The 24,878-nt window shown below is 65.3% G+C and carries 20 protein-coding genes; 10 read left to right on the top strand and 10 right to left on the bottom strand.

Annotated elements, in window-relative coordinates:
- The coding region (locus B1526_RS08340) for a transposase family protein (RefSeq protein ID WP_456061924.1) at nucleotides 1-509 on the bottom strand (509 nt) is incomplete at its 3' end.
- Between the two features lie 197 nt (nucleotides 510-706).
- Between B1526_RS08340 and B1526_RS08335 the strand changes: the two genes are divergently transcribed.
- Genes B1526_RS08335 through B1526_RS08325 form a run of 3 tightly spaced genes read left to right on the top strand, consistent with a single transcriptional unit; the run spans nucleotide 707 to nucleotide 1,935 of the window.
- Nucleotides 707-1,060 carry a hypothetical protein gene (locus B1526_RS08335; RefSeq protein ID WP_133088532.1) on the top strand — a complete coding sequence of 118 codons (354 nt, stop codon included), beginning with the start codon at nucleotides 707-709 and terminating at the stop codon, nucleotides 1,058-1,060.
- Nucleotides 1,061-1,111: 51 nt separating this feature from the next.
- Complete coding sequence (locus B1526_RS08330; protein WP_235607115.1) at nucleotides 1,112-1,492, top strand: helix-turn-helix domain-containing protein; 381 nt, start codon at nucleotides 1,112-1,114, stop codon at nucleotides 1,490-1,492.
- A 5-nt stretch (nucleotides 1,493-1,497) separates the two neighbouring features.
- On the top strand, nucleotides 1,498-1,935 hold the full coding sequence (locus B1526_RS08325; protein ID WP_133088530.1) for a hypothetical protein: 438 nt from the start codon (nucleotides 1,498-1,500) through the stop codon (nucleotides 1,933-1,935).
- A gap of 104 nt (nucleotides 1,936-2,039) precedes the next feature.
- Here the strand turns inward: B1526_RS08325 and B1526_RS08320 are convergent, their stop codons facing one another.
- From B1526_RS08320 to B1526_RS08305, 4 genes are all read right to left on the bottom strand, one after another.
- Nucleotides 2,040-3,284 (bottom strand): tyrosine-type recombinase/integrase, encoded by a 1,245-nt coding sequence (locus tag B1526_RS08320; RefSeq protein WP_095615571.1) that lies wholly within the window; start codon nucleotides 3,282-3,284, stop codon nucleotides 2,040-2,042.
- Nucleotides 3,285-3,500: 216 nt separating this feature from the next.
- Nucleotides 3,501-4,589, bottom strand: coding sequence for a redox-regulated ATPase YchF (gene ychF / locus B1526_RS08315; protein WP_095615570.1), 1,089 nt, complete (start codon nucleotides 4,587-4,589; stop codon nucleotides 3,501-3,503).
- 64 nt (nucleotides 4,590-4,653) lie between these two features.
- Nucleotides 4,654-5,460, bottom strand: a complete 807-nt coding sequence (proC, locus tag B1526_RS08310; protein ID WP_095615569.1) for a pyrroline-5-carboxylate reductase — start codon at nucleotides 5,458-5,460, stop codon at nucleotides 4,654-4,656.
- Nucleotides 5,461-5,596: 136 nt separating this feature from the next.
- Complete coding sequence (locus tag B1526_RS08305; protein ID WP_095615568.1) at nucleotides 5,597-6,934, bottom strand: alpha/beta fold hydrolase; 1,338 nt, start codon at nucleotides 6,932-6,934, stop codon at nucleotides 5,597-5,599.
- Nucleotides 6,935-7,097: 163 nt separating this feature from the next.
- Between B1526_RS08305 and B1526_RS08300 the strand changes: the two genes are divergently transcribed.
- Together B1526_RS08300 and B1526_RS08295 are read left to right on the top strand one after the other, a co-directional pair.
- Nucleotides 7,098-9,698, top strand: coding sequence for a sensor histidine kinase (locus B1526_RS08300; RefSeq protein ID WP_133088528.1), 2,601 nt, complete (start codon nucleotides 7,098-7,100; stop codon nucleotides 9,696-9,698).
- A 33-nt stretch (nucleotides 9,699-9,731) separates the two neighbouring features.
- The gene (locus tag B1526_RS08295) at nucleotides 9,732-10,442 is read left to right on the top strand and encodes a response regulator (protein ID WP_095615566.1); all 711 of its coding nucleotides are present in this window, start codon (nucleotides 9,732-9,734) and stop codon (nucleotides 10,440-10,442) included.
- Nucleotides 10,443-10,591: 149 nt separating this feature from the next.
- Here B1526_RS08295 and B1526_RS08290 read toward each other — a convergent pair whose 3' ends face one another.
- The 5 genes from B1526_RS08290 to B1526_RS08270 form a co-directional block, all read right to left on the bottom strand.
- A complete protein-coding gene (locus B1526_RS08290) occupies nucleotides 10,592-13,234 on the bottom strand; it encodes an ABC transporter permease (RefSeq protein ID WP_095615605.1) in 2,643 nt (880 codons plus the stop codon).
- 44 nt (nucleotides 13,235-13,278) lie between these two features.
- Complete coding sequence (locus B1526_RS08285; RefSeq protein WP_095615565.1) at nucleotides 13,279-14,139, bottom strand: ABC transporter ATP-binding protein; 861 nt, start codon at nucleotides 14,137-14,139, stop codon at nucleotides 13,279-13,281.
- A 173-nt stretch (nucleotides 14,140-14,312) separates the two neighbouring features.
- Complete coding sequence (locus tag B1526_RS08280) at nucleotides 14,313-15,080, bottom strand: energy-coupling factor transporter transmembrane component T family protein (RefSeq protein WP_095615564.1); 768 nt, start codon at nucleotides 15,078-15,080, stop codon at nucleotides 14,313-14,315.
- Nucleotides 15,077-16,630 (bottom strand): ABC transporter ATP-binding protein, encoded by a 1,554-nt coding sequence (locus B1526_RS08275; RefSeq protein ID WP_235607113.1) that lies wholly within the window; start codon nucleotides 16,628-16,630, stop codon nucleotides 15,077-15,079. The genes B1526_RS08280 and B1526_RS08275 overlap by 4 nt, the downstream gene beginning before the upstream one ends.
- Nucleotides 16,631-16,815: 185 nt before the next feature.
- On the bottom strand, nucleotides 16,816-18,129 hold the full coding sequence (locus tag B1526_RS08270) for an O-acetylhomoserine aminocarboxypropyltransferase/cysteine synthase family protein (protein ID WP_095615562.1): 1,314 nt from the start codon (nucleotides 18,127-18,129) through the stop codon (nucleotides 16,816-16,818).
- A gap of 348 nt (nucleotides 18,130-18,477) precedes the next feature.
- Between B1526_RS08270 and B1526_RS08265 the strand changes: the two genes are divergently transcribed.
- The 5 genes from B1526_RS08265 (at nucleotide 18,478) to B1526_RS08245 (ending at nucleotide 24,861) form a co-directional block, all read left to right on the top strand.
- Nucleotides 18,478-19,350, top strand: a complete 873-nt coding sequence (locus B1526_RS08265; protein ID WP_095615561.1) for a pyridoxamine kinase — start codon at nucleotides 18,478-18,480, stop codon at nucleotides 19,348-19,350.
- A 293-nt stretch (nucleotides 19,351-19,643) separates the two neighbouring features.
- Entirely contained in the window at nucleotides 19,644-20,279 is a 636-nt protein-coding gene (locus B1526_RS09350; protein WP_235607112.1) for a YraN family protein, read from the top strand.
- A complete protein-coding gene (locus B1526_RS08255; protein ID WP_095615560.1) occupies nucleotides 20,279-21,811 on the top strand; it encodes a YifB family Mg chelatase-like AAA ATPase in 1,533 nt (510 codons plus the stop codon). The genes B1526_RS09350 and B1526_RS08255 overlap by 1 nt, the downstream gene beginning before the upstream one ends.
- Nucleotides 21,808-22,941, top strand: a complete 1,134-nt coding sequence (locus tag B1526_RS08250) for a DNA-processing protein DprA (protein WP_095615559.1) — start codon at nucleotides 21,808-21,810, stop codon at nucleotides 22,939-22,941. Before B1526_RS08255 ends, B1526_RS08250 begins: the two co-directional genes overlap by 4 nt.
- Before the next feature lie 54 nt (nucleotides 22,942-22,995).
- Complete coding sequence (locus tag B1526_RS08245; protein WP_095615558.1) at nucleotides 22,996-24,861, top strand: FAD-binding protein; 1,866 nt, start codon at nucleotides 22,996-22,998, stop codon at nucleotides 24,859-24,861.
- Nucleotides 24,862-24,878: the final 17 nt, after the last annotated feature.

The following is a 24,878-nucleotide window of genomic DNA, read 5'->3' as shown; positions in this document are numbered from 1 at the left end:
GAGGAGAACCGGTCGGCCTGCTCGAGCAGCAGCATGCCCTGCTCGCGCACCGCCCGGTCGACCACCGCCCATGCCACATGAAGCAGCCTGGCGCACGCCGAGACAGTCATCGAGTCCAGGCACACGCGCCGCAGCGCCCACATCACCGCCGGCACGCTCAACACGCCCCTGCCGGCGCCCACCGCCTCAAGATCATCGCTCCACGAGCGTGAGCACGGCACGCACTCGTAGCGGCGCACGCGCACCAGCAGATGCACCGCGTCGTCGCCGTAGGGCACATGCGCCAGCGTGCGCAGCCACGACGAACGCACCCTGGCATACGCGCCGCACGAGGGGCACCAGCGTGCGTCGTGCGAGTCCGGCTCGCACCTGATCTGCCTTAATCCCGGGCCGTCCGGCCTGCCAAGACGCCGCCACGAGAGCACACGAAGACCCATCTCATCCAAACCAAGGAAACGTTGGGGGTCGAACACGATAAACTCGGGTTCAGGCCGTGTTTCCTCATTCAATTTTTCTATCACACAAGCAATGATGAAGCACGGCCCTTACACACTAACTTGAGAAGAGCCACGAATGGCATGGTGAGCATATCGATTCGGATGAGGAGACGACCGAGCGTAAGGTTGCGGATTGGTTCGCGTTGAGGTGCGCGAATGAGCTGCTTAACAAGAAATTGCTGGGACCACAGCGTTTCAACAAGTTCCGGATGTTGCTCTCCGCCAATGTGGAGGAGATGCTGCTGGCCGCAGCCAAGGGTCAACTGACTCCTGGTAGCGATGTGATTCATCTGGCGCGGTCGAAGGAGGCTCCGGCCCCCATGTTCGAGTTCCATTGGGGCTTCCATACGTCGTTGCTGCCGGGGAATGGCCGGCAGGTGCTCATCAGGCACTACGACGCCGAGCCGGAGGATCACACCGGCGTGATTTTCGGGTTGCTGATTCACCGTAAGGATGTATCCAGCGGCGATGATGGAGCGATTCATGCCGAGCAGGACGACTTCATCACCGCGGCAATCGAGACCTGCTCGCGGTGCGCCGAAGGCGGATGGGTGTGCTCCTAGTATCCCCTGGACGGTAGTATTACTATATCTAATATCAAGAGGAGAGTGATCATGGCACAGGCACCTGCATATGATTACAGAGAGCTCGCATTCGACAACTACGCGGAGGCACATGCGCTGCTGCGCAAGCTCGTCGCCATGCGGGAGATGAGAGGCATGCGTCAGGAGGATCTCGCGGACGAGATGGGAGTGACGCAGGGATACGTATCCCAGATCGAAAACGGACGCACCGGGTTGCTCGACAGACTCAACGACTATGCCATCGAAGTCGGCATCCGCATCACTTACCATGTCGAGCCGGCCGAGCTATTGCCGCATGGTCGCAGACATGCCAAGCTTCAGCTCAGCAAGCAGAGAGGCCGCGAGCGCATAGCAAGCACATGGTCGGATGGGCGCAGGAGCGGGGTCGCCTCTTCGATGTGGGGAGCGTGATGCGAATGAGGCTTGAACAGATCATGCTCATGGGGCAGCATTCCATGAACGATATCGAGACCCCTTTGGGGGATAACTTCTCCGTGGAGATCACGTACGCCAGTAACGTTCCGGCTGGCGAAAAACCATGGCCCTATGAAATCACCTATGCTATTCTGATACGTCCATCCGCCCAAGCGGAGAAGAACCTCGAGACCGACAGGGATGCGGATGAGAGTGCATCGAAGTTCGTGGTCGAGTTGCATTACGCCGCCCGGTTCGTTCCGGAAGATGAGAACGAACGCGATGATCCCAAACTCGAAGCGCTGACGGCATGGCCGTACGCAAGGGCCGATTTCGTGCAGATATTCAGAATGCATGAAATGCCATCAGAACTCATACCGGCGATTCCTGCCCTGTATTCCGACGAGGGACAGAGCACCGGAACGCAAACCGACCGATAGTGTCCAGCAAAATCGTGTACGCCATGTTCGGAGGCCGCCGCTCGATGAACGAGATGGCAGCCGAATCGTTCGAACCATGAACGTTGATATGAGCCGTCGGTGTTTCACGCGTCTTCATCGATGATTTCCGCTTCGATGACGTCGGAGGCGATGTCCGGGATGGCCTGCGCCATGAGTCCGGCTATGGAGACGATGTCGCGGTGCGTGTAGCGTCTGGTCATGGCGGGGTCGGTGTGGCCCATGATGGCGATGCGGGCGTCGTCGGGCATGTCGGCGAGCGCGGTCATCGTGGCGGTCCAGTGGCGGGCGCTGTAGAGTTTGACGTCGGGCAGTCCAGCGGCGGCGAGCGCGGCCTTGAAGTGCCGTCGTTCGTTGCTGTCGCTGACGGGGCGGCCGAGGTGGGTGGTGAAGACGAGGTCGTGGTCGCCGATGTGCAGCCTGCGGATGCGGTCGTGCAGACGCTGCCATAGTCCGTCGGGCAGTGGTACGAATCGGCGTCCGGCGGCGGTTTTGGGCGTGGTGAGCCATAGGGCGCCCCATAGGTGGGTCGCATCGAGCCATTTCGGGATGATGGCGCGGTCGGGGGTGCCGTAGCGTTGGATCTGCTGGCATACGTTGATGCCGTGGATGCCGCGTCGTGTTTCGAGCTGGTAGGGCATGAGGGCGCGTCGCTCCCCCGGGCGCAGTCCGGTCATGAAGGCGATCTCGAAGAGCAGCGTCCATGTCTCCGTGTCGTCGTCGGTGTCCGATGGTCTGTGTTCGGTGTGCCCGATGGCGGGGACCGCCTCGATGAGTTTTCTGGGCTGGTCGGGGTCGAGGATGCGTGTCTTGGTCTGTTCGACGCGGGGTGGTCTGACCTTGCGGCATGGGTCGATCGGGATGAGGCCGTCGAGTTCGGCCTGGTCGAGCATCATCTTGAGGCTGACGTAGTGGTCCTTGAGTGTGCTCGGGGCGAGGCGTGCGCCGAGGGTGCGCATCGTAAGCCTGATGTGTTCGGGCGTGAGCTGGTCGAGGCGGATGGAGCCGATGACCTCGCAGCATGCCTTGATGCGTCCGGCGCGCGTGGTGTAGGTGTTCGGTTTGACGCGGGTGCGGTAGTCGGCGAGCCAGCGTTCGGCGTAGTCCGCGACGCGTGGGCTTTTGGCGCCGGGAAGGACGCCGGTGCGCTGGTATTCGGCCACCTTCTCCTCGTAGCGTTGGCGCGCGAGCGCCTTGTTTTTGCTTTTGGCTTCGACGGTGCGCCGTCGTCCGGTGACGGGGTCGGGGCCGATGTCGCGTCGGAAGTGCCAGATGCCGTGTTTGTCCTGGAATACGCTGCCGGCTCCTTTGGTGCGTCGTGTCGTTGGCATGTCGGTCTCCTGTGGTCGGCGAGCGCGTCGTCGTGCGCCGTTTGGGTGCCCTGTTCACTAGGGCACTCTATGAGCACTCTATCCGTGGCGCAATCGGTCGCGGACGTGGCTCGTTCCGCCATTTCACCCAAGACGCGAAAACGGCGGATTCCGTATGGCTCACAACCCGTGAACCGTTGGGATTCCGCCGTTTTCGTATCGTGACGCTACAGTCGCTCAGACATTGAACTTGAACTCGACGATGTCGCCGTCCTGCATCACGTAGTCCTTGCCTTCGAGGCGCAGCTTGCCTTCCTCCTTGATTTTCGCGATCGAGCCGTCCGCGGCGACGAAGTCGTCATAGGAGACGACCTCGGCCTTGATGAAGCCCTTTTCGAAATCGGTGTGGATGACGCCGGCGGCCTGCGGCGCGGTCCACCCCTTGTGGATCTGCCAGGCGCGCACTTCCTTCTCGCCCGCCGTCAGGAAGGTCTGCAGGCCGAGGATGTCGAATCCGACGCGCGCGAGTTGGTCGAGGCCGGATTCGGACAGACCCGCATCCTCAAGCATCTCGCGGGCGTCCGTCTCGTCGAGTTCGGTCAGTTCTGCCTCGAACTGCGCGTTGAGGAAGATCGCGGGCGCTGGGGCGACGAGGTCGGTGAGTTTCTTCTTGAACGCGTCGTTCGTCAATTCGGTGTCATCGACGTTGAACACGTAGATGAACGGCTTCGCGGTGAGCAGATGGAGGTCGCGGACATCGTTCTTGTCGATTTCACCTGCCTGTGCCGCCGCGTCGATCGTGCGTCCGGATTCGAGGATCGCCTTCGCCTGCTTCACGGCGTCCATATACGACGGTTCGATTTTCCTGCCACGCAGATCCTTTTCGAGTTTCGGCAGCGCGTTGTCGATCGTCTGCAGATCGGCGAGGATGAGTTCGGTGTTGATCGTATCGATGTCGTCCGCCGGATCGACGTGTCCGTTGACGTGCACGATGTCGTCGTCTTCGAACGCGCGCACGACCTCGCATATCGCATCCGCCTCGCGGATGTTCGCGAGGAACTTGTTGCCAAGGCCTTCGCCTTCCGACGCGCCTTTGACGATGCCCGCGATGTCGACGAACGTGACCGTCGCCGGCACGATCTTCTCGGTGTGCACGAGTTTGGCGAGCACCGGCAGACGGTCGTCGGGAAGCGGCACGATGCCGGTGTTCGGCTCGATTGTGGCGAATGGGTAGTTCTCGGCGAGCACGTTGTTGCGGGTGAGGGCATTGAACATGGTGGACTTGCCGACGTTCGGCAGTCCGACGATTCCGATGGTAAGAGACATACCGCCCACTGTAGCGTTGCCGCTCGTCAACGCCGCCAGCCGTCCACGTGCGCGCCGAGGAGGTTCAGCCTTGTTCGATCGCGTCGACGGCGCGGATGACGGCGCCGCGGAACGCGCTCTCCTCAAGTGAGGCGACGCCCTTGATCGTCGTGCCGCCAGGCGAACATACGGCGTCCTTCATCGCCCCGGGATGCGTGCCTGTCGCCATGTACAGCGCGCCGACGCCTTCGACCATCTTCGCTGCGAGCCGGTACGCGGTCGCGCGCTGCAGCCCGTATTTGACGCCGGCGTCGCCGAGCGCCTCGATGTACATGTCGGTGAATGCGGGCGCGCATCCGGAGAGGCACATCGCGATGTCCATATGGTCACCGTCGACGCGTTCGATGAGCGCGATCGAACCGAAGACCTCTTCGAAGACGGCGCGCTGCGCGTCGGTGAGCGTGTTGTCGGTCTCGGTCACGAGCACGCCCTTGCCGACTGCCATCGGCGTGTTCGGAATCGTGCACTGCAGATGGATGAGTTCGCTCATCTCGCCCATCATCGTCGTGAAACGCGCGAGCGTCCATCCGGCGGCGATCGACACGACGAACTTGTCGGAGCGTGCGAGGTCCTCGACGACCGGCCTGATGACCGTCTCGATCTGGTGCGGTTTGATCGCGACGACGACGACGTCCGCGGCGTCGACGACCTCCTTCGCGTCCTTGAGGGCCTGCGCCCCGATCGCGCCCGTCGTTTCGAGGAGTTTGTCATAGTGGGCCGCGCAGGCCACGATCTGCGAGCCGTCGACCGTCCCCGCCTCGACGAGCCCGCGGGCGATCGCCTGTCCCATGTTGCCGAATCCGATGAATCCGATCGTGCATGTCTGTGCCATGTCGTTCCTTTCCGTCATTGTCTGCCTGCGCGGGGCGCGCCCCGCGCGATGTGTTGCGCCGTGTGCCACCGTAGCGCATATGTGTTGCGGATGCGCGACATGCGCCATATGCCGCCGGCCGAACGGGCGGATGGCCTCAGAACAGCTTGCGCAGGTCGCCGCGGTCAAGCGCCTCGGCGAACAGATGGCGGAAGACCTTCGCGCCGTGCACGCCGTCGTGTTCGAACTCGTTCGTCACCCAGTAATGCGCATTGCCGACGCGCGACAACGTGTCGAGGCTCAACGACGAGTCGACGTACATGTCGTCGAAGTAGACGGCCGCCTGGAGCGGCACCGTGTTGCGTTCGAGCTGGCGCGCGTCGTAGATCGTGCCGAACACCGTCTCCTGCATGAGCGCCTCGACGGCCGCACGGAACGGCCTGAGCGCGCGTTCCTGCTCGAACATCCATGGGAAGACGGCTTCGCCGGTGAGCAGGAGCGGCCGCGCATCGGTCGAGAACTCCGGCAACGTGTCGCGTACACGCTGCGCCGCCCAGTCGATTGGTTTGTCGAGTTCGCCGTTCGCGTAGATGAATTCCTGGAGTGGCCAGTACAACGGGTTCGACGAGGTCGCGGCCATGACGCCGGCGAGGAAATCGTCGGTGAGCGGCGAAGCCATCGACGCGCTGCCGTCGCCTGCGGCGAACGCCTCGTCGAGGAGCCAGTGGACGCGTTCGAAGCTCGGCTTCATGCCGAACGACGAGCCGAGCGTCTGCAGCCGTTCGACGGTGAACGGGTCGCCGTTGGGCAGCGTGACGTGTTCGTCGGCGAGCTTGTCGGCGAGTGTGTCAAGGCGTGCGCGGTCGAGCGGGTACCGGTCCGTGAACTGTTCGGTCTTGCGTTTCATGCGCGGGAACGTATGCACATACACATCGGTCGCGTCGGCGGGCACGTGCGGGATGCCGCCCGTCGTGAACGCGGCCGCGAGCGCCGCCGGGAAGAACGACAGGTACGTGAGCGTGAGGAACCCGCCGTAGCTTTGCCCGAGCGTCGTCCACAGGCTTCCGGCGAATTCGGTGCGGCGCAGATGCTCGAAGTCGCGGATGATCGAGTCGGCGAGGAACCGTTTGAGGTATGCGGCGCCCGTGGCGCCATCCATCGTCCCGATGACGTTCGAGTCGATGTGCGAGGAACGTCCCGTGCCGCGCTGGTCGGGCAGCACGACGCGGAAATGCCTGATCGCCTCGCCGATCCATCCGTCGGATGCCGGATCGAGCGGGCGTGGACCGGCGCCTCCGGGGCCGCCCTGCAGGAACAGCAGGAGCGGCATATCGTCGTGGATGTGGTCGGGCGCGGTGAGCACCCGGTAGAACAGCGTGATATGGGGGCCGTCGAACCCACGGCCGGGTTCGTGCCCTTTCCAGTCGAGCGGCACGTCGATCGCATGTTCCGCCACGTGCATTCCCGGCAGATAGTATTCGGCGAGCAGTCCCATACGCGCTCCCTTCCTTGGCTGTATCGTTGGCTTGCGCGTCCCGCCCCGGGCATGCCGATGCGGTGGCGTGCATGTCCTCATCTCAGCCCGCAGTGCGGACATGGACCGGTCTCGTCCGTTCGGATGATTGCCTTCGGTGTGCGCGCACGCTACGCTGGGCCGCATGTCCTTCGATTCGCTGCGCACGCGCGCGGTGCCGTGGTTCCGCGCGCACCGTGCGCTCCTCGTCGACTGTCTTGAGACGGCGTTGTTGATGCTGTTGTGGTTCTCGATGTCCGCGGGGTTCATATGGAACAATGGCGCAGGGTTGTTCCTCGACTATCCGTCGTCGTCGGGGTGGGCGCCGCTGTGCTCGGCCGTCTGGAGCGTGCTGCTGACCGCGCCGTATCTATTGCACCGTGTGCGCCCGCGCACGTCCGCACATTGGTTCATCGTGACCGTCGTCATCCAGCTGGTGTTCGGCCCTTCTCTCGTCATCGCCGATTTCATGGCCGTGCCGATGCTGTGCGCGGCGATCGTCCATGGCGAACGCGCCGATGTGCGCCGGTACCTCATCACCGCGGGTGTCCTCGATGTGGTCACGTCGCTCGTCAACGCGTGGGTGCAGGTCTTCGGGCCGTTGCGCCCATCACGCAGCGCGGATGATCTCGACGCGTATTTCGTGTGCCCGGTCCTCTCCCCTGCCCATCGGGCCGTATGCGGACGCATGTTCGGTGAGGCGTTCGTCATCGTGCTCGTGTCGATCTCGCTGCCGCTCGCGATGGCCGTCATCGTCGCGTTCTGGCAGCGTGCACGCCAACAGACGGTCATACTGCTCAACGAACGCAACAACGCGATCGTCGCACGCGAGCAGGAGGAACGGCAGATCGCGGCGTCCGCGGAACGCGCACGCATCGCGAGGGACATGCACGACATCGTCGCGCACACGTTGTCAATCATCATCATCCAATCGGACGGCGGCCGCTACGCCGCGCGCGACGACGCGGAGCTCGCGCGCGGGACGATGGAGACGATCCGCCGCGAATCCGAACGCGCGTTGCACGATATGAAACGGCTGCTCGGTGTCTTCGGCGGCTCGCCGCACGCGGACATCACGGACATCGATGCGCTCATCGACCAGGCGCGCGCCGTCTCCCCCGATATGACACTCACGGTGCGCACGATCGGACAGGAGCGCCCGTCCGCGCTCAGCGAGCAGGCGAGCGTCGCGATGTACCACGTCGTGCAGGAGGCGCTCACGAACATCCGCAAGTATGCGGGGACGCATGTCGGCGTGACGGTGACGGTCCGTTGGGACGTGCACACGTTGACGATCGACATCGATGACGACGGCCGTGGAGCGGCATCGTCATTGGACGGGCACAAGCCCGGCTATGGCCTGCTTGGCATGCGTGAACGCATCGGAGCGGTCGGTGGCACCGCCGCTTCCGGACCGCGGCTCTCCGGCGGCTTCAACGTGCATGCGAGCGTCCCGCTCGGACAAGGCGTCCCCGAGCAGACCGGCGGATCCGAGACATCCGCTCCCGCATCGGAGGCGATGCGCGTCGGCACCGGGGACACCACCGTGCGCGCGGCGGATGCGACGTCCGGCAGCGACGGCGCCCTGCACAATGCGGATGGCACCGCAGACGATGTCACCGACGGCGACATCACAGCGGGCGACGGCACAACACCACCGCAGCGGCATGCCCCCGACGAGCGCATCGTATGGCCGTTCTTCGTCAAACTCGGCGACAAACTGCGCTCAAAACCGTTCGAACAGGTCGAGGACGACAGCCCACGCAACTGGATCTCGAGAATGTCGCGTTGGACGCAACGCCACTATGTGCTCATGGACGTCGTCATGTTCACACTCCTGGGATGCGTCACCTCGTTGGCGGAACCGGTCATGTTCCTGGGCACGCCGGACAATTCCCCACGGATGCATGCGCTCGGTGTGTTCGTGACATGGTGCATCGTCACACCGCTCATGCTGCGCAGGCGTTTTCCACGCGCCGTCGCCGCGGCCGTCGCGGCCATCTGCCTGCTGCAGCTGCTCGCACTCCCCAGCTTCTATACGGCCGACCTCTATGTGCTGTTCGCGATCTACGCGGTCGCGCTCTACGGCAAAGCCGGCAGCTGGAAATGGGTCGTGCCGCTCTTCACGCTCGGATGCGTGGTGTTCGCGGCGCGGTGCGCGATGAATGTCGCAGGATACCGGAGCCTGTTCGCATGGCTCTCGCATACGCCGGAGCAGCTAATCGACGCGGGGTTCTACGGCTCCCCCGATGCCGCGTTCATCCAATACGGCGCGTTCGCGTTGTTCTTCTGCGTCATGGCGTACGCACTCGGCGCGTGGACGAAACTCGGCGGGACGAATCCACAGGTGTTGCAGGCGCGCGCCGAGGCACTCGAAGCCGAACGCGACAAACAGCGCATCATCGCGGCGAACCATGAACGCGACCGCATCAGCGCGAACATCCGTTCGGAAGTGAGCGATACACTCAACGCGGTCATCGAGCAGACCACGACGGAACTGTCGACGATCGACGACGACCTCGCACATGGCAGGACACCATCGCCCGAGTTCATCACCGACGCGTTCGCGCAGATCGGCGCACAAGGACGCACGGCGCTCGCCCATATGCGCGAACTGCTCAGCGTGCTGCGCGAAACCGGGTTCAGCGATGAGGGCGACCATGACCGGACACCGAACCTCACACCCGCGCGGCCGCTCAACGAGCAGCTCAGGCGGACGGGCGGGGCCGACCGCGCGCGGCACTAAGCGCGGCGCACCCGTCCGGCTAGACTGGACGGCATGGCAGACAATGGCAGAATCCGCATCGTGATCGCCGACGACCAGGAACTCATCCGCGTCGGATTCACGATGGTCATCAATTCACAACCCGACATGCAGGTCGTCGGACAGGCCTCCGATGGTGGAAAGGCCGTTGAACTCGTCGAGGAACTGCACCCGGACATTGTCCTGATGGACGTGCGCATGCCGGGCATGGACGGTCTGACGGCGACGGCGCGCATCACCGCATACGCGCATGCGAACGAGGAAGGCGAACGCCATACACGCGTCATCATCCTGACGACGTTCGACCTTGACGAATACGTGATGTCGGCGATCAACGCGGGAGCTTCCGGCTTCCTGCTCAAGGACACCGAACCGGAGACGCTCCTCAACTCGATCCGCACCGTCTGCCAGGGCAACGCGATCATCGCGCCGACGGCCACGAAACGGCTCATCGAGAAGATGATGGAAGGTGGCATCCCCCACGCGGACACCGACGCCGCGCGCGCGGCGGACGACTATGTGGACCCGGAACTCGCGACGCTCACGGAACGCGAACGCGAGGTCCTCGTCGAGATCGCGCACGGCCTGTCCAACCAGGAGATCGCCGATAAGCTGTTCATCTCGCTGCCGACCGTCAAGACACATGTCGCGCACATCCTGCAGAAGATCAATGCTCGCGACCGTGTGCAGGCCGTCGTGTTCGCCTACGAGAACCATCTCGTGTGACCTTTCGCGCCCTTCGGCGCGCAGATACGGTTGATCCCCGCCGCCCACAGGGACGGCGGGGATCAACCGTCACCGCACAGGGCGGTGGCATCGGCCGGCGCGGCCTCGACGAAGAGGAGAGGAAGGGTGCGGCCGCGCCGGCCAAACCCTTATGCCTCGGCGAGCGCCTCGACGGGAGGTGTCTTCACGGCGCGGCGCGCTGGGAACACACTCGCGAGGAGCGCGCACAGGACGGCGACCGCGAGGATGATGCCGTATGTGCCCCAATCGACGACGAACGCGACCTTGGCGATCGAACTCATCACGATGTAGATGCCGAGCCATCCGAACAACGTGCCGACGACCATGCCGACGATGCTTGTGACGACCGAGATGAGCATCGCCTCAATCGCGAGCGAACGCTTGAGCTGGCCTTTCGTCATGCCGATCGCGCGCAGCGTCGCCGATTCGCGTGTGCGTTCGATGACCGACAGGCTCAGCGTGTTCGCGACGCCGATCACGGCGATGACGACGGCGACGGCGAGCAGTGCGACGAGCAGCATGAGCATCATGTTGACCATCGATTCCCATTGGCTGCGTTCGGCGACCGGTCCGGTGAAGACCGCCGTGGGCGACCCCGCGTAGTCCTTCTGGATGGCCTCGACGACGTTGGACAGTGATTGGCCCTGTTCGATCTTGACCTTGAACATCGCGATGTCGCCGGTCTGTGTGAACGTGCCGTTCTCGAAGAGGGCGCGGTTGACGAACGCGACGGCCTCGGCGCCTTGCGAGACGCGGTGGAAGTCGTATTGCTCGGCGTGCAGCGTCACCGGCTCGCCATAGATGACGTCGCCGTCCGGCTCGCCGTCGCCGGAGCTCCCTTCGGGGACCGTGTAGCCGGTCATCTCGACGCTGCCGTCCTTGATGCCGAAGGACTTGCCGGTCTGGATGTTCGCGTCGGGCAGGATCACGTCGCCGTCGCCAAGTGTCGGGACCGGGTTGTCGAGCTTCATGTTGAACACACGCTGCAGCGAGGCGACGTCCGGGATGCCGATGACCTGCGTGCTCACCTTGTTGCCGTTGCCGTCGGTGAACACGGCCATCGCCGTGGGCGCCTCAAGCGACGCCGCGATGCCCTGCTCGGCTGCGGCCTTGCGTGTATCGGACTGCGCGAGGTCGTCACCGGTCACGACGATGTCGACCGAATAGCGCGTGTCGAGCGCTTCGTTCATCGTCGCCTTCGCAGCGGCGGCGCCCGTCGCGAGCGTCGAGATGAGCGTGACGCCGATGAGCAGTGCCGTGCCGGTCGCCGAGATGCGGCGCGGGTTCTTCTGGATGTTCGCATTTGCGAGTTTCGCAGACGGCCCGAAGAGCGCGACGAACGAGCCCGCGGCCTTCATGAGCTTCGGCATCCAGAAGATCGCCGTCAACGCGAGGCCGATGAACACGAGCCCACAACCGAGCACGGCGAGCAGGAGCGCCATCTGGCTTGCCGAATCGGAGGATTGCGCGGCCATCGGGATCGATGCGACCATCGCGGCGATGCCACCGGCGAGCAGCAGCAGGCCGAAGACCGCCCTGCCCTTGCGTGACCTCCTGTTCTCGCTCAGCTCGATCGGACGCATCGCCTCAAGCGGCGTAACGTTCGTCGCGGCACGCGCCGAGCCGACCGAGGCGAGCACGGTCACGACGATGCCGAAGACGATCGGATAGACGACCGACTGCCATGTGACATCAAGCGTGAGCGTGCCGAGACCGTTGTCGAGGTGGCGCGTCGTCTGCGCGGCGACCGCCATGAGGCCGATGCCGGCGCCTACGCCGAGTGCCGAGGCGACGAAGCCGAGCATGCCGGCCTCTTCAAGGACCGAGACGTACAGCTGGCGTTTCGTCGCGCCGATCGTGCGCAGCAACGCGAGTGTCTTGCGGCGTTGCGCGACGAGCACCTGGAATGTGTTCGCGATGACAAGCGCCGCGACGACCATCGCGAGCACGCCGAACGCGAGCAGGAACTGCTTCGTGACGTCGCCGCCGCTATCGCTGAGCTGTCTGATCGCGCGCTCGTTGAGCTGTTCGCGCGTCATGAGTTGGTAGTGTTCGGGCAGCTGCGCCTTGACCTTCCCCGCGACCGTGGACGCATCGGCCGGGTCGACGTACAGGAACGCGCCATAGCCGTGCAAATCGTCATAGGACGGATCGGACAACAGCTTGGTCATGAGCGCCGGGGAGAGCACCGAGCCGCCGCCATAGTATCCGTACACGTTATGTGGATCGGTCGTCAGTCCGACGATCCTTGCGGTGACGTCCACGGGACTGTCGGCGTAGGTGCTGCGCACGGTGACCGTGTCCCCGACATGCGCGTTGAGCTGGTCGGCCGTCTTGGCCGGGATCGCGATCTCGTCGTCGGTCATCGACGACGGCAACCGTCCCTGCGACGCCTCGACCGGCAATGTCCTGCCGTCTTCGGCGCCGAGGATGCCATAGCCGCTCGCATGCGTGTCGCCTCCGGTCAGCATGATGTTCGTGTTGACGTCGAGGCGGGCGCTTTCGACACCATCGATCTCCCCGATCCGCTTGGCCTCGGCGCCGGCGAGCGACGGCACCTCCCCATCGCTGCGCAACGTCGCGTCGTCGAGGCTGACCGCGTAGTTGGATTGGCCGTATTGGCCCGTCGTCCGATCGACGAGCGAAATGTTGAGCGCGTTCGTGAACAGCAATGTCGCCGTGATGAACGCCGTGCCGATGAGGATCGCTATCCCTGCGGGGATGAGCATCCTCATGTTCTTTTTCATCATCTGCATCGTCACCGATAGCATCGTCATATCCTCCCTTGTGTTCCGATGGGCGTCCCGGTGGCGTCTCAACGCACGGGCTGCTGCGTGCGCAGCGCCTTGTGGACCGGCAGCGGCACCGTCCCGCCGCCCCGTGTCGCCTGTTCACGCTCCTGCATGAGCAGTTCGCTCATCTGCGCCGCCGTCGGATCGTCGACGTCCGCGACGATGTTGCCGTCGGCGAAGACGATCGCACGGTCCGCGTAGGACGCGGCGACCGGATCATGGGTGACCATGATGATCGTCTGGCCGAGTTCCTTGACGGAGCTTTTGAGGAAGCTCAGCACTTCGGCGCTCGAGACCGAATCAAGCGCGCCTGTAGGCTCGTCCGCGAAGACGAGCGCCGGCTTCGTGATCAGTGCGCGCGCGATCGCGACGCGCTGCTGCTGGCCGCCCGAAAGCTCGTTGGGCCGGTGCGCGAGGCGGTCCTGGATGCCGAGTGTGCGCACGAGCAGGTCGAACCACTGGCGGTCCGGCTTCGCGCCGGCGAGCGTGAGCGGCATGAGGATGTTCTGCTCCGCCGTGAACATCGGCAGCAGGTTGAAGCTCTGGAAGACGAAGCCGATGCGTGTGCGGCGCAGCATCGTCAGATGCTTGTCGTCGAGTTTCGTCAGATCGTGCCCTTCGAACATGACGCGTCCACTTGTCGCGCCATCGAGTCCGGACATCGTGTGCATGAGCGTCGACTTGCCTGAGCCCGACGGCCCCATGATCGCCGTGAACCTGCCCTGTTCGAACGCGACGTTGACGCCGCGCAGCGCATGGACGACGCTGCTGCCTTCGCCATAGTCCTTGACGAGGTCGATCGCCTCGATCGCCGTATGCGGCTGCGCCGTGTGGAACGGCTGCGCGCCAGCCGTCTGTGCCGATGTTGCCGTTGCGCTTGTCATCGATGGTCCTTTCCTGTGGACGCGGCCGCGCCGCGTCGATGCCGTTGGGATGATGACATCCACGGTACCGGCGCGCGGGGCGCGGCGACATCGTGCGTGGGACGGAAAACGCGCGGGGCGGGCATCATCCTTGAGGATGATGCCCGCCCCGCGCGCCAATCGAACGGAACGTCTTACCAGCCAAGCACGATCATCGCGACGATGCCCGCAGTGAGCAGCACGGCCACGATGCACACGACCCAATCGACGGGTCGCATATGCGCGGGTTGCATCAAGGTGCGTTTTGCCGACCCTCGGTCGAGGTACACGCCGCGCAGGCGTTCGGCGACGACGATGTTGTCGGAGTGCCGGCGCATGAGGTCATGCGCGATCGACCATGTCCACATCCGGGAGACGGGCGTCGCGCGCATGCCTCGGATCTCCTGGCGCAGCCGCGCCTCGCGCAGCGCCTGCCGCCAACGCGGCAGCCAGTTGAGCCGGTCGACGAAGCGTGACGCGGATGGATACGGCACATGCCATGCCGACAACGCGCGGATCCAATCGCGTCTGCTCGTCGTCAGGACCGTGAGCATGACCGCGAAGACGATGTCGATGATCTTGAGCACGACGATGCCGCACGACGCGAGCGAGCGCGCACTCACACGCCACGGGCCGGCCTGCCACAGCACCGTATCGCCATCGCCGCCGAGGCACAACAGCATGATGACCGCGACGAGCACGCATACCGGCGCGAACACGCCCCATACGGACGCAACCGATTTCGCCGGTGTGCGGTCGGTGGCGAACAGGATGTGCTCGATGATGAGCACGGCCGCGAGGAAGACCCAGTTGCTCCACCACGCGCACAATACGATGAGCGCGACCGAGACGAAGACCTTCACGCGCGTGTCGAGCCGGTGCAGCCAGCCGCCGCCCGGCGTGCAGAACCGTCCGTTCATCATCGTGCAACTCCTTGCCGTGCAGACCGGTGTCCCCGGCCATCCCTCTCGTCCCGGACGCGCACCGCGACCCTGCCGTAGTCGACAAGGCGACCACCGTCGAGCCGTGCCGCATAGGTGCAGTATCCGTTGACCGCCGCGATGTCATTGCTCGCGATGATGACGGTCGTGCCTTCGGCGCACATGCGCGCGAGTGCGTCGAGCAGCCGTGTGCGCAGCCGCACGTCGAATCCGGCGAGCGGTTCGTCGAGCGCAAGCACGGGCGCACGTGCCGCGAGCGCGGCGGCGAGCGCGGTCGCGCGCCGCTGTCCCGCCCCGATGCGCGACACCGGCGTATCCTCGACGTCGTACAGGTCGAACAACCGGATCATCTCATTGGCGCGTGCGTTCACCTCGTGTTCGCGTATACCGCCGGCGCGTGCGCCACGTGCGATCTCCTCACGTACGGTGCCGCCGAGGAGCATGCGCGACGGGTCCTGTCCGACGTAGGCGACGAGACGCGCCATCTGCTGTGTGCGACGGGATGCGACGTCGACGCCTGCGACGGTGACGCGTCCGGTGCGCGTGCGCACTTGCGCGTCGAGCATCTTCAGGAGTGTCGATTTGCCCGATCCGTTCGCACCGGTGACACTGACGAACGATCCGCGTTCGACGGCGAACGCGACGTCGTCAAGCGCCGGCGGATCCTGTGGCGCGGTGTGCGCGTAGCGGTGTGAGACGTGGTCGAACACGACCGCCGGTTCCTCGGCCGCGCCCGTCTCATCGTCGGCGATCGTGAGCATCGGTGGGTCGCCATGTGGGACGTCGACACCGACCGATTCGAGCAACGCCGCTTCGCGTGCGAAGATGTCCGCGCTCGTGCGGCGGATGATCTCGCCGCCGACCATGAGGAAGACGGTGTTCGCGTGGCGCGCGAGCGCATGCGTGTGCTGTTCGATGACGAGCGTCGTCATGCCGTCGTCCTTGCGCATCCGTTCGATGGCCGCGAACAGGTCGTCGCATCCTTGTTCGTCGAGCGCGCCCATCGGTTCGTCGAGGATGAGCACATCAGGCTGTGCGGCGACGGCCGCCGCGATCGCGACACGTTCGAGTTCGCCTTGGGACAGCGTCGATATGAGCCGGTCGCGCAACGCCTCGATATGCAGCATCGCGAGCACGTCGCCGACGCGTGCGCTGATCTCGTCGGGTGCGACACCGCGGTTCTCGAGTGGGAGCGCGACTTCCTCTCCGACCGTCTCCGAGACGATCTGCGCCGCGGGGTCCTGTCCGACGTATCCCACGCGCAACGACAGGTTGGAGACCGACGTGCTTTTGACGTTCATGCCGGCGATGCGTGCAAAGCCGGTCAACGTGCCCGCGGTGCAATGCGGGATGATGCCGGCGAGCGCTTTCGCGAACGTCGATTTGCCCGACCCGCTCGGGCCGATGACGCCGACGGTGCTGCCCTTCTGCACATAGCAGCTCACGTCGTGCAGCGCGGTGCGCGCGTCGTCCCCTTCGGACGCCGGCGCGTACGCCCATCCAAGATTCATCACGGTGATAATGTCGGCCACACCATACTCCATCGGGATCAGAAGGAACGGACACGCACGCCCCCGACCGTTCGTTCGGTGAGGCCGGTCCACAACACGTGAACGTATCCGTTACAGCAGACAAACGACTAGTCACAGCATAACAGGCGTGGCTGCCGCCGCCACGCCTGCCATATCATGCGCCGTCGTCCGCGCCCCGTCCGGGGTCACTGTGCGAAGCCGCTTGCGCGCACCGCTTCGAAGCCTCCCTTGAGATCGTCGATGATGTCGTCGATGTATTCGGTGCCGATCGACAGGCGGATCGTGCCTTCGTGGATGCCCTGGTCCTCGAGTTCGGCCTCGGATTCCTGCGAATGCGTCGTCGACGCGGGGTGGATGACGAGGCTCTTCGCGTCGGCGACGTTCGCGAGGAGCGAGAACAGGTGGAGGTTGTCGATGAACACGCGCGCGGCGTCGCGGCCTCCCTTGATGTCGAACGTGAAGATCGATCCACCGCCGTTCGGGAAGTATTTGACGTACAGTTCATGGTCGGGCCGTCCTTCGATTGACGGATGGGAGATCGATTCGACCTCGGGCACCATCTTGAGGTAGTCGATGACCTTGAGCGCGTTCTCGACGTGGCGTTCGACGCGCAGCGAGAGCGTCTCGGTGCCCTGGAGCAGCAGGAACGCGGCGAATGGCGACAGCGTCGCGCCCGTGTCGCGCAGCAGGATCGCGCGGATGCGTGTGACGAACGCGGCCGGCCCGAGCGCTTCGTAGAAGTTGAGCCCATGGTATGAGGGGTCGGCTTCGGTGAGCGTCGGGAACTTGCCCGGGACGGCCGCCCAATCGAATGCGCCGCCTTCGACGATGACTCCACCGAGTGTCGTGCCGTGGCCGCCGATGAACTTCGTCGCCGATTCGACGACGATGTCGGCGCCGTGTTCGAGTGGACGGAACAGGTACGGTGTCGCGAACGTGTTGTCGACGATGACCGGCAGATGGTGGCGGTGCGCGACTTCGGCGATCGCCTCGAAATCGGGAAGGTCCGCGTTCGGGTTGCCGAAGGTCTCGAAATAGACGAGTTTCGTGTGCTCCTCGATCGCGTCCTCGAACGCGGCCGCGTCGAGCGGGACGAACGTCGTGCGGATGCCGTCGCGTTCGAGTGTGTGGCGCAGCAGGTTGTAGGTGCCGCCGTAGATGTTCTTCGCGGCGACGATGTGGTCGCCCGACTGTGTGATGTTGCGCACCGCGTAGTCGACGGCCGCCGCGCCCGACGCGACCGCGAGCCCCGCCGTGCCGCCTTCGAGCGCGGCGATGCGGTCCTCGAAGACGCCTTGCGTCGAGTTCGTCAGACGTCCGTAGATGTTGCCTGGGTCGGCGAGCCCGAAGCGCGCCGCCGCATGGTCGAAGTCATGGAAGACGTAGCTCGTCGTCTGGTAGATCGGCACGGCGCGCGCGTCGCTCGCCGGATCGGGCTGCTCCTGGCCGACGTGCAGCTGGAGCGTCTCGAAGTGGTAATTGGGTGTCGTGTTCGTCATCGTGGCCATCCTTGTCTCGTCTGAAGCGGTCGGGTTGTGTCGAAGTGGTCGGCTTGTGTCGTGGTGTGGCGGGACCATGTGCGGCGCGCCGGACGCACCGCCCACGTCCGACTGTAGAAGGCGTGTGCGGGCGCATGCAAGCGCGGCGTTATCGCCGTTATCTATATCCGTCTATCGCGGCGCATGACGGCAATGCGTCCCGCCCGACGCGACGGCGCCGCAGCCCCGCCGCGACACGCCGGACGTGCGCCGCTTGGGGTGTAACGGCATGCGAAACGCGCCATGTCGGCCTACAGTTGGCGTACGAAGGCGGATGCCGCACAACGTACCAGTATCAGGAAGGACGCCATGACCGAGACCACCCTCTACAACCGCAACCGTGAATACATCCCCCGCATCGCCGCCGTGCATGACATGTGCGGTTATGGCAAATGCTCGCTCACCGCGGCGATCCCGATCCTGTCGGCGGCCGGCTGCGATGTGTGCCCCGTGCCGACCGCGCTGTTCTCGGCGCATACGCGCTACAAGGTCTTCACGATGGAGGACACGACCGACATGCTCGGCGCATATCTCGACGCATGGGGCAAGGAAGGCGTCGACCTCGACGGCGTGTATTCCGGGTTCCTCGGCTCGCCCGACCAGGTCGCCATCATCGAACGGCTCTACCGTGAATACCCGAACGCGCTGCGCTTCGTCGACCCGGTCATGGGCGACGCGGGCGAGATGTACCCGACGTATACGGCCGAACTGTGCGAGGCGATGGGCGCGCTCGTCGACGGCGCCGACCTGCTTATGCCGAACCTCACCGAAGCGTCGATCCTGACGGGCACCGACTATCCGGGCCAGGACATCACCGACGCGCAGGTGCGCGCGACGATTGGCGCGCTGTTCGACCTGGGCGCGAAGAACGTCGTGCTCAAAGGCATCGACCACAATGACGGACGCATCCGCAACTTCGTCGCGAACCGTGAGGCCGGGCCCGACGCGATGACCGAATGCGTGCATGAGAAGCTGCCGTTCATGTGCCACGGCACAGGCGACGCGTTCGCGTCCGCGATGATTGGCGGCGTCATGGCCGGCCTCGACCTCGCCGCTTCGGCGCGCCTCGCCGGCGAGTTCGTGCACAATGCGATGGCGCAGACGCGCTTCCAGCCGCATTACGAGGAACGCGGCGTGAGCTTCGAGCTGAGTCTTGGCGAATTGACGAACCTCGTCGATTGATCCGGCGCGGCACATGGTTCGCTTCCGGCGAACCCAAGGGGGCCGTGCGCGACCGATACGGTCGCGCACGGCCCCCTTCGTATCTCCGCCGCCCCGCCCCATCGGCCGACGCCCGTCGTTCCGCCAGCCCGCCCCACCCATCCACATCGCGGCGGCCTGTTGTGGAAAAACATGCGCCCATCCACATCCGACACACCCTGCCGGTGTGTCATCCACATGGCGCCATGCCCCTGCTTCGATGGAGCCCAACGGTCGGATGACAAGGCGCGCAAGCGCGGGAACAGGAGGATGACATGGATGAGGATGAGGCATGGGCCTTCGCCGACGACGGGGACATGTGGGGCGCACCGGCGTTCGGCGCATTGCCTCGCACGTGCGTCACATGCAAGGAAACCGGGAGGGACGCCGTGCAAGGCACCGATACGCTCAGCGCCGTCGATGACGATGGCCTTGTCGACGAATGCGTCTTCGAGGTCGGCGATGGCCTCATCGGCGACGAGTTCGGCGATGAGGATGACGAGCGGTATGCGAGGCTGCGCGCCTGCATGGACCGGATCACCGCGCCGGGGGTGACGGGCCGCGAGCTCGGCGCCATCGGGGAGATGACCGCGCAGGCATGGCTCGAAAGCCGCCATATGCGCGTCATCGCGGCGAACTGGCGCACGAGGTACGGCGAATTGGACATCATCGCGCTCACGCCGCACCGCACGATCCTGTTCGTCGAGGTCAAAACGCGGCGGACGAAACGCTTCGGAGCCCCCGAGGAGGCCGTGCATCCGGGCAAACAGGCCAATCTGCGCCGCGCGGCCGTGCAATGGCTCAATGCATGCGGCAAGACGGTGCCGCACATCGGCATCCGCTTCGATGTCATCACTGTGGCCGTCAGCGGCGGCGACGTCGATGTCCGACATATCCCGGAGGCGTTCTGATGGCGATAGGCAACGCCCTTTCCGTGGGGCTCATCGGACTCAAGGCGTTCACGATCCAGCTGCAGGCGTTCATTTCGCCGGGCCTGCCGTATTTCTCGATCATCGGATTGCCCGATGCGTCGTTGAGCGAAGCGCGGGAACGCGTCAAGTCAGGGTGCACCGCGAGTGGGTTCGCATGGCCGCAGACGCGCGTGACGGTCAACATGTCCCCCGCTTCATTGCCCAAACGCGGCTCGTCGCACGATCTGGCGATCGCCGCGGCGGTCCTGAGCGCAAGTGGCGTGATCCCACACGATTGCCTGCTCGACACGGTCGTGCTCGGCGAGGTCAACCTCGATGGCAGCGTGCATGGAGTCAACGGGCTGCTGCCGATCCTGCTGCACGCGCGCGACAGCGGGCTGCACCGCGTCATCGTGCCGCTCGCGAACCGCGACGAGGCCGGACTCGTCGATGGGCTCGACGTGCGCACCGTCGCCCATGTCGGCGAGCTCATGGAGATGTTCGGCGCGCATGCGACCTATGCGATCCGCGACACGCTGCCGGGCATGGCGCATACGGCCGACGACCTCGCGCAACCGACCACGGTCGGGGACATGGCGGAGGTCGTCGACCAGCAGGAGGCGAAACAGGCGCTTGAAGTGGCCGCCGCGGGAGGGCACCATGTGCTCATGGTCGGGCCTCCCGGCACCGGCAAGACGATGCTCGCCTCACGCCTGCCCGGCATCATGGCGCCATTGAACGAACAGGACCAGTTCGAGGTCGCGTCGATCCGTTCGTTGTGCGGCACGCTCGGCGCATACGGCATAACCGACGTGCCGCCATTCGAGGCGCCGCACCACACGGCCACGGTGCCGTCGCTCGTCGGCGGCGGCAGCGGCATCGGCAAACCGGGGGCCGTCACAAGGGCCCACCGCGGCGTCCTGTTCATGGACGAGGCGCCCGAATTCGCGCCCCGGGCGCTGCAGACGCTGCGCGAACCCCTCGAATCAGGCATCGTCGCCGTCTCACGGTCGAGAGGCACAACCGTCTATCCGGCCTCGTTCCAGCTCGTCATGGCGGCGAACCCATGCCCGTGCGGCTACGGGTACGGCACGGGCGAACGGTGCTCGTGCCGCGAGCGCGACCGTATCCGGTACTTTGCGCGGCTTTCCGGCCCGATCCTCGACCGCATCGACATCCAGATCCCGGTCAACCCGATCTCGCATATCGGCGCGGCGTCCGCGGCATGCGGCGAGACGAGCGACATGATCCGCGGCCGTGTCCTTGAGGCGCGCCGGATAGCCCGCGCACGTTTCGCCGGACTCGGATGGGGCTGCAACGCGCAGGCGTCGGGTTCCTGGCTGCGCGAGCATACGCCCGCGGCCGCGCTCGCGGTCGTCAACGAGGCGCTCGGCTCGCAACGGCTGAGTCTACGAGGCGCTGACCGTTCGATGCGCCTCGCATGGACGCTCGCCGACCTCGCAGGGCATGGACGGCCCGACGATGAGGACATGGTGCGCGCGATCGCATTGCGTACGAAGGAGCTGACATGACCGATGAGGCCCATACACTGCTTGGCGTGTGCGATGACATGCTCGCCAGATGCCTGCTCACCCATTGCATCGACGACGCCGACATCATGATGGCCGCGTTGCTCAAGGGCGCCACCGACGCCCATGAGGTGCTCACCGGCCTCGTCCTGTCGATGGACCGCGCGACACATACCGAACGCGACGAGGGCATGCGCATGCTCGAACGCGACCTGGCCCTTGGCATCGCCCGCTGGGGCTGCACGTTGCGGCCACGCTCGCGCGCCCGGTTCTCGCAATCGGTCGAACGTTGGCATGCGAGGCTTGCGGCGCTGCCGACGTGGGACGCGGACATGCTGCGCGCATGGTTCACGAAGGACGGCGCATTGCGTGTCGTCACGCCAACCGATGACGTATGGCCGCATGGGCTTGACGACCTCGATGTACGTTCCGATTACGCGCCGCCGGTGTGCCTGTGGGTACGCGGCGATGCGCGGGCGTTGGCCGCGTGTTCCGAACCGCTTGCGGTCGTCGGGTCACGCGGCATGAACGCCTATGGGCGCGAGGTGACGGCCACGCTCGCCGCCCAGGCATGCCTTGGCGGCCATACCGTTATATCGGGCGGCGCGATGGGCGTCGACGCGGCGGCGCATTGGAGCGCCGTGCATACGCTCGCCTCATTGTCCGCCGATGTGTGCGGCCGCACGGTCGCTGTCTTCGCGGGAGGGCTCGACCGTATGGGACCGTCATGCAATGGGAGGCTCTTCGAGGCGATCGAAACCAACCATGGCGCGCTCATCAGCGAACTGTGCCCGGACACAGCGCCGCTCGCCCACCGGTTCCTGCTGCGTAACCGGCTCATCGCCGCGATGGCCGGCTCGGTCGTCGTCACACAGGCGCGGCTGCGTTCAGGCGCGCTCAACACAGCGCGTTGGGCGAACGAACTCAACCGCCGGCTCTATGCGGTGCCGGGCGATGTCACGTCGCCATCGAACGCCGGTTGCAATGAACTGATCCGCAACCAGCAGGCGATGCTGTTGCCCGACGCGCATGACGTGGGCGAATGCTGCCATGCACGGCATGCGCCCGGGGGCGCCGTACCGCCGTCCGAAGCGCCCGACGGCCAAGGGGCCGATGGCACGGCGTCCGAATGACCATGTGGCCGGCGCGCGGCGGTTGCGACAACGCCTTGTGACACAATACCGGATATGACCCCGAAGCACATCGAAGAACAATACGACGCCGTGATCGTGGGCGCCGGGGCGGCAGGGCTGTCCGCCGCGCTGGGATTCTACCGGAGCGAAGCCATGCGCGACATGCGCGCATCAGGCGTCGAGCCGAAGGTCCTCGTCATCTCGAAGCTCCAACCGCTGCGTTCGCACACCGGCTCGGCCGAAGGTGGCATCGCCGCAAGCCTTGGCGACATGGAGCCGGACGACTGGCGCTGGCATTACTACGACACAGTCAAGGGCGGCGACTGGCTCGTCGACCAGGACGCGGCGAAACTGCTCGCCGAAGACGCGCCGAAGACCGTCATCGGCCTCGAACGCGACGGCGTCGCGTTCTCGCGCACCGCGGACGGACTCATCGCGCAGCGCCGCTTCGGCGGTCATACAAGCGAGTACGGCGACAAGCCCGTCAAACGGGCCGCCTATTCGGCCGACCGCATCGGCCACCAGATCCTGCATACGCTGTGGCAGCAGTGCGTGCACGAAGGCGTCGAGTTCGCCGAGGAATGGTATGTGACCGACCTCGTCCTCGACGGGACGCTCGGACGCTGCGCCGGCGTCATCGCGTTCGACACGCACAGCGGCGCCACGCATGCGGTCGCGGCGCGCAACACAGTCATCGCGACGGGCGGTGCCGGACGCCTGTTCCATACGACATCCAATTCATACGACCTGACGGGCGACGGCATGGCGCTCGCACTCGACGCCGGCCTGCAGCTCGAGGACATCGAATTCGTCCAGTTCCATCCCACAGGCCTCGCCCACACCGGCATCCTGCTGTCCGAGGCGTCGCGCGCCGAAGGGGGCGTGCTGCGCAACGCCGACGGTGAGGCGTTCATGGCCGCCTATGCGCCGGGACATGCGGACCTCGCCGCACGCGATGTCGTCAGCCGTGCGATCCGCAGTGAGACCGACGCGGGGCGCGGCATCGCCGATCCGCGCGACCCGCAGGGTCCCAAGGACTGCGTCTGGCTCGACATGACCGCGATCGCCCCCGTCAGGATGCGTGAGGCGCTCCCCCAGGTCGTCGAGACGATCGAACGGTACGCGGGCCTCGACCCGTCGAAGGACATGGTGCCTGTCAAACCGACCGCCCACTACACGATGGGCGGCATCCCGACGACGACCGATGGTGAGGTCTATGTCTGGGATGGCGAGCGTCGCAAAACCGTCGAAGGATTGTATGCGGCCGGTGAATGCGCGTGTGTGAGCGTGCACGGCGCGAACCGTCTCGGCGGCAATTCGCTCCTCGACGCGTGCCTCTTCGGCACACGTGCCGGACAGGCCGTCGCATCCCGCGTCGCCGCGGACCCGGTCGACGCCGGCACGCCGTCCGACCCGGTGCTCGACGAAGCGCTCGATGCCGCGAAGACGGCGCGCGACGGCGACATCGACACGCTCATCGAACAAGCCACGGATATCCAACGCGGCGATGGCGACGCGACGGACGACGACAACGCGTACCGTGTCATCACTGACCTGTCCGAGGCGATGGAGCGTGGGATCGCAGTGCTGTGCGACGCAGGCTCGATCGAACGCGCGCAGGTCGTCATCAGCGGACCGATCGCCGAGCGTGCGCGTCACCTTCGCCTGCACAGCGACGCGCGCACGTTCAACCAGGAGATCACAGCGGTCTGGGAGGCGCGTCATCTGGTTCGTCTCGCCGAGGCCGTGCTCGCCGCGACCGACGCGCGTCACGAATCGCGCGGATCGCTCATGCGCACCGATTTCCCCGACCGTGACGATGAGGCATGGCTCATGCACTCGATGACGGCCGCAGGAGCGCCCGTCCTGCATGAGCCGGTGCACATCGTCGACATCGAACCCGGTGCCCGCGCATACTGAACATCGCATGACGGCTA

This window comes from Bifidobacterium criceti, from assembly GCF_002286935.1.
Classification (GTDB): Bacteria; Actinomycetota; Actinomycetes; order Actinomycetales; family Bifidobacteriaceae; genus Bifidobacterium; species Bifidobacterium criceti.
Note: the sequence above shows the minus strand (reverse complement) of the source record. Positions and strands in the feature narration are given on the sequence as shown.

Excerpts from the sequence above, each read along its gene's own strand:
- B1526_RS08335 (WP_133088532.1), top strand. The coding sequence starts at position 707 with ATGTTGCTCTCCGCCAATGTGGAGGAGATGCTGCTGGCCGCAGCCAAG.
- B1526_RS08330 (WP_235607115.1), top strand. The coding sequence starts at position 1,112 with ATGGCACAGGCACCTGCATATGATTACAGAGAGCTCGCATTCGACAAC.
- B1526_RS08325 (WP_133088530.1), top strand. The coding sequence starts at position 1,498 with ATGAGGCTTGAACAGATCATGCTCATGGGGCAGCATTCCATGAACGAT.
- B1526_RS08320 (WP_095615571.1), bottom strand. The coding sequence starts at position 3,284 with ATGCCAACGACACGACGCACCAAAGGAGCCGGCAGCGTATTCCAGGAC.
- ychF (WP_095615570.1), bottom strand. The coding sequence starts at position 4,589 with ATGTCTCTTACCATCGGAATCGTCGGACTGCCGAACGTCGGCAAGTCC.
- proC (WP_095615569.1), bottom strand. The coding sequence starts at position 5,460 with ATGGCACAGACATGCACGATCGGATTCATCGGATTCGGCAACATGGGA.
- B1526_RS08305 (WP_095615568.1), bottom strand. The coding sequence starts at position 6,934 with ATGGGACTGCTCGCCGAATACTATCTGCCGGGAATGCACGTGGCGGAA.
- B1526_RS08300 (WP_133088528.1), top strand. The coding sequence starts at position 7,098 with ATGTCCTTCGATTCGCTGCGCACGCGCGCGGTGCCGTGGTTCCGCGCG.
- B1526_RS08295 (WP_095615566.1), top strand. The coding sequence starts at position 9,732 with ATGGCAGACAATGGCAGAATCCGCATCGTGATCGCCGACGACCAGGAA.
- B1526_RS08290 (WP_095615605.1), bottom strand. The coding sequence starts at position 13,234 with ATGCTATCGGTGACGATGCAGATGATGAAAAAGAACATGAGGATGCTC.
- B1526_RS08285 (WP_095615565.1), bottom strand. The coding sequence starts at position 14,139 with ATGACAAGCGCAACGGCAACATCGGCACAGACGGCTGGCGCGCAGCCG.
- B1526_RS08280 (WP_095615564.1), bottom strand. The coding sequence starts at position 15,080 with ATGATGAACGGACGGTTCTGCACGCCGGGCGGCGGCTGGCTGCACCGG.
- B1526_RS08270 (WP_095615562.1), bottom strand. The coding sequence starts at position 18,129 with ATGACGAACACGACACCCAATTACCACTTCGAGACGCTCCAGCTGCAC.
- B1526_RS08265 (WP_095615561.1), top strand. The coding sequence starts at position 18,478 with ATGACCGAGACCACCCTCTACAACCGCAACCGTGAATACATCCCCCGC.
- B1526_RS09350 (WP_235607112.1), top strand. The coding sequence starts at position 19,644 with ATGGATGAGGATGAGGCATGGGCCTTCGCCGACGACGGGGACATGTGG.
- B1526_RS08255 (WP_095615560.1), top strand. The coding sequence starts at position 20,279 with ATGGCGATAGGCAACGCCCTTTCCGTGGGGCTCATCGGACTCAAGGCG.
- B1526_RS08250 (WP_095615559.1), top strand. The coding sequence starts at position 21,808 with ATGACCGATGAGGCCCATACACTGCTTGGCGTGTGCGATGACATGCTC.
- B1526_RS08245 (WP_095615558.1), top strand. The coding sequence starts at position 22,996 with ATGACCCCGAAGCACATCGAAGAACAATACGACGCCGTGATCGTGGGC.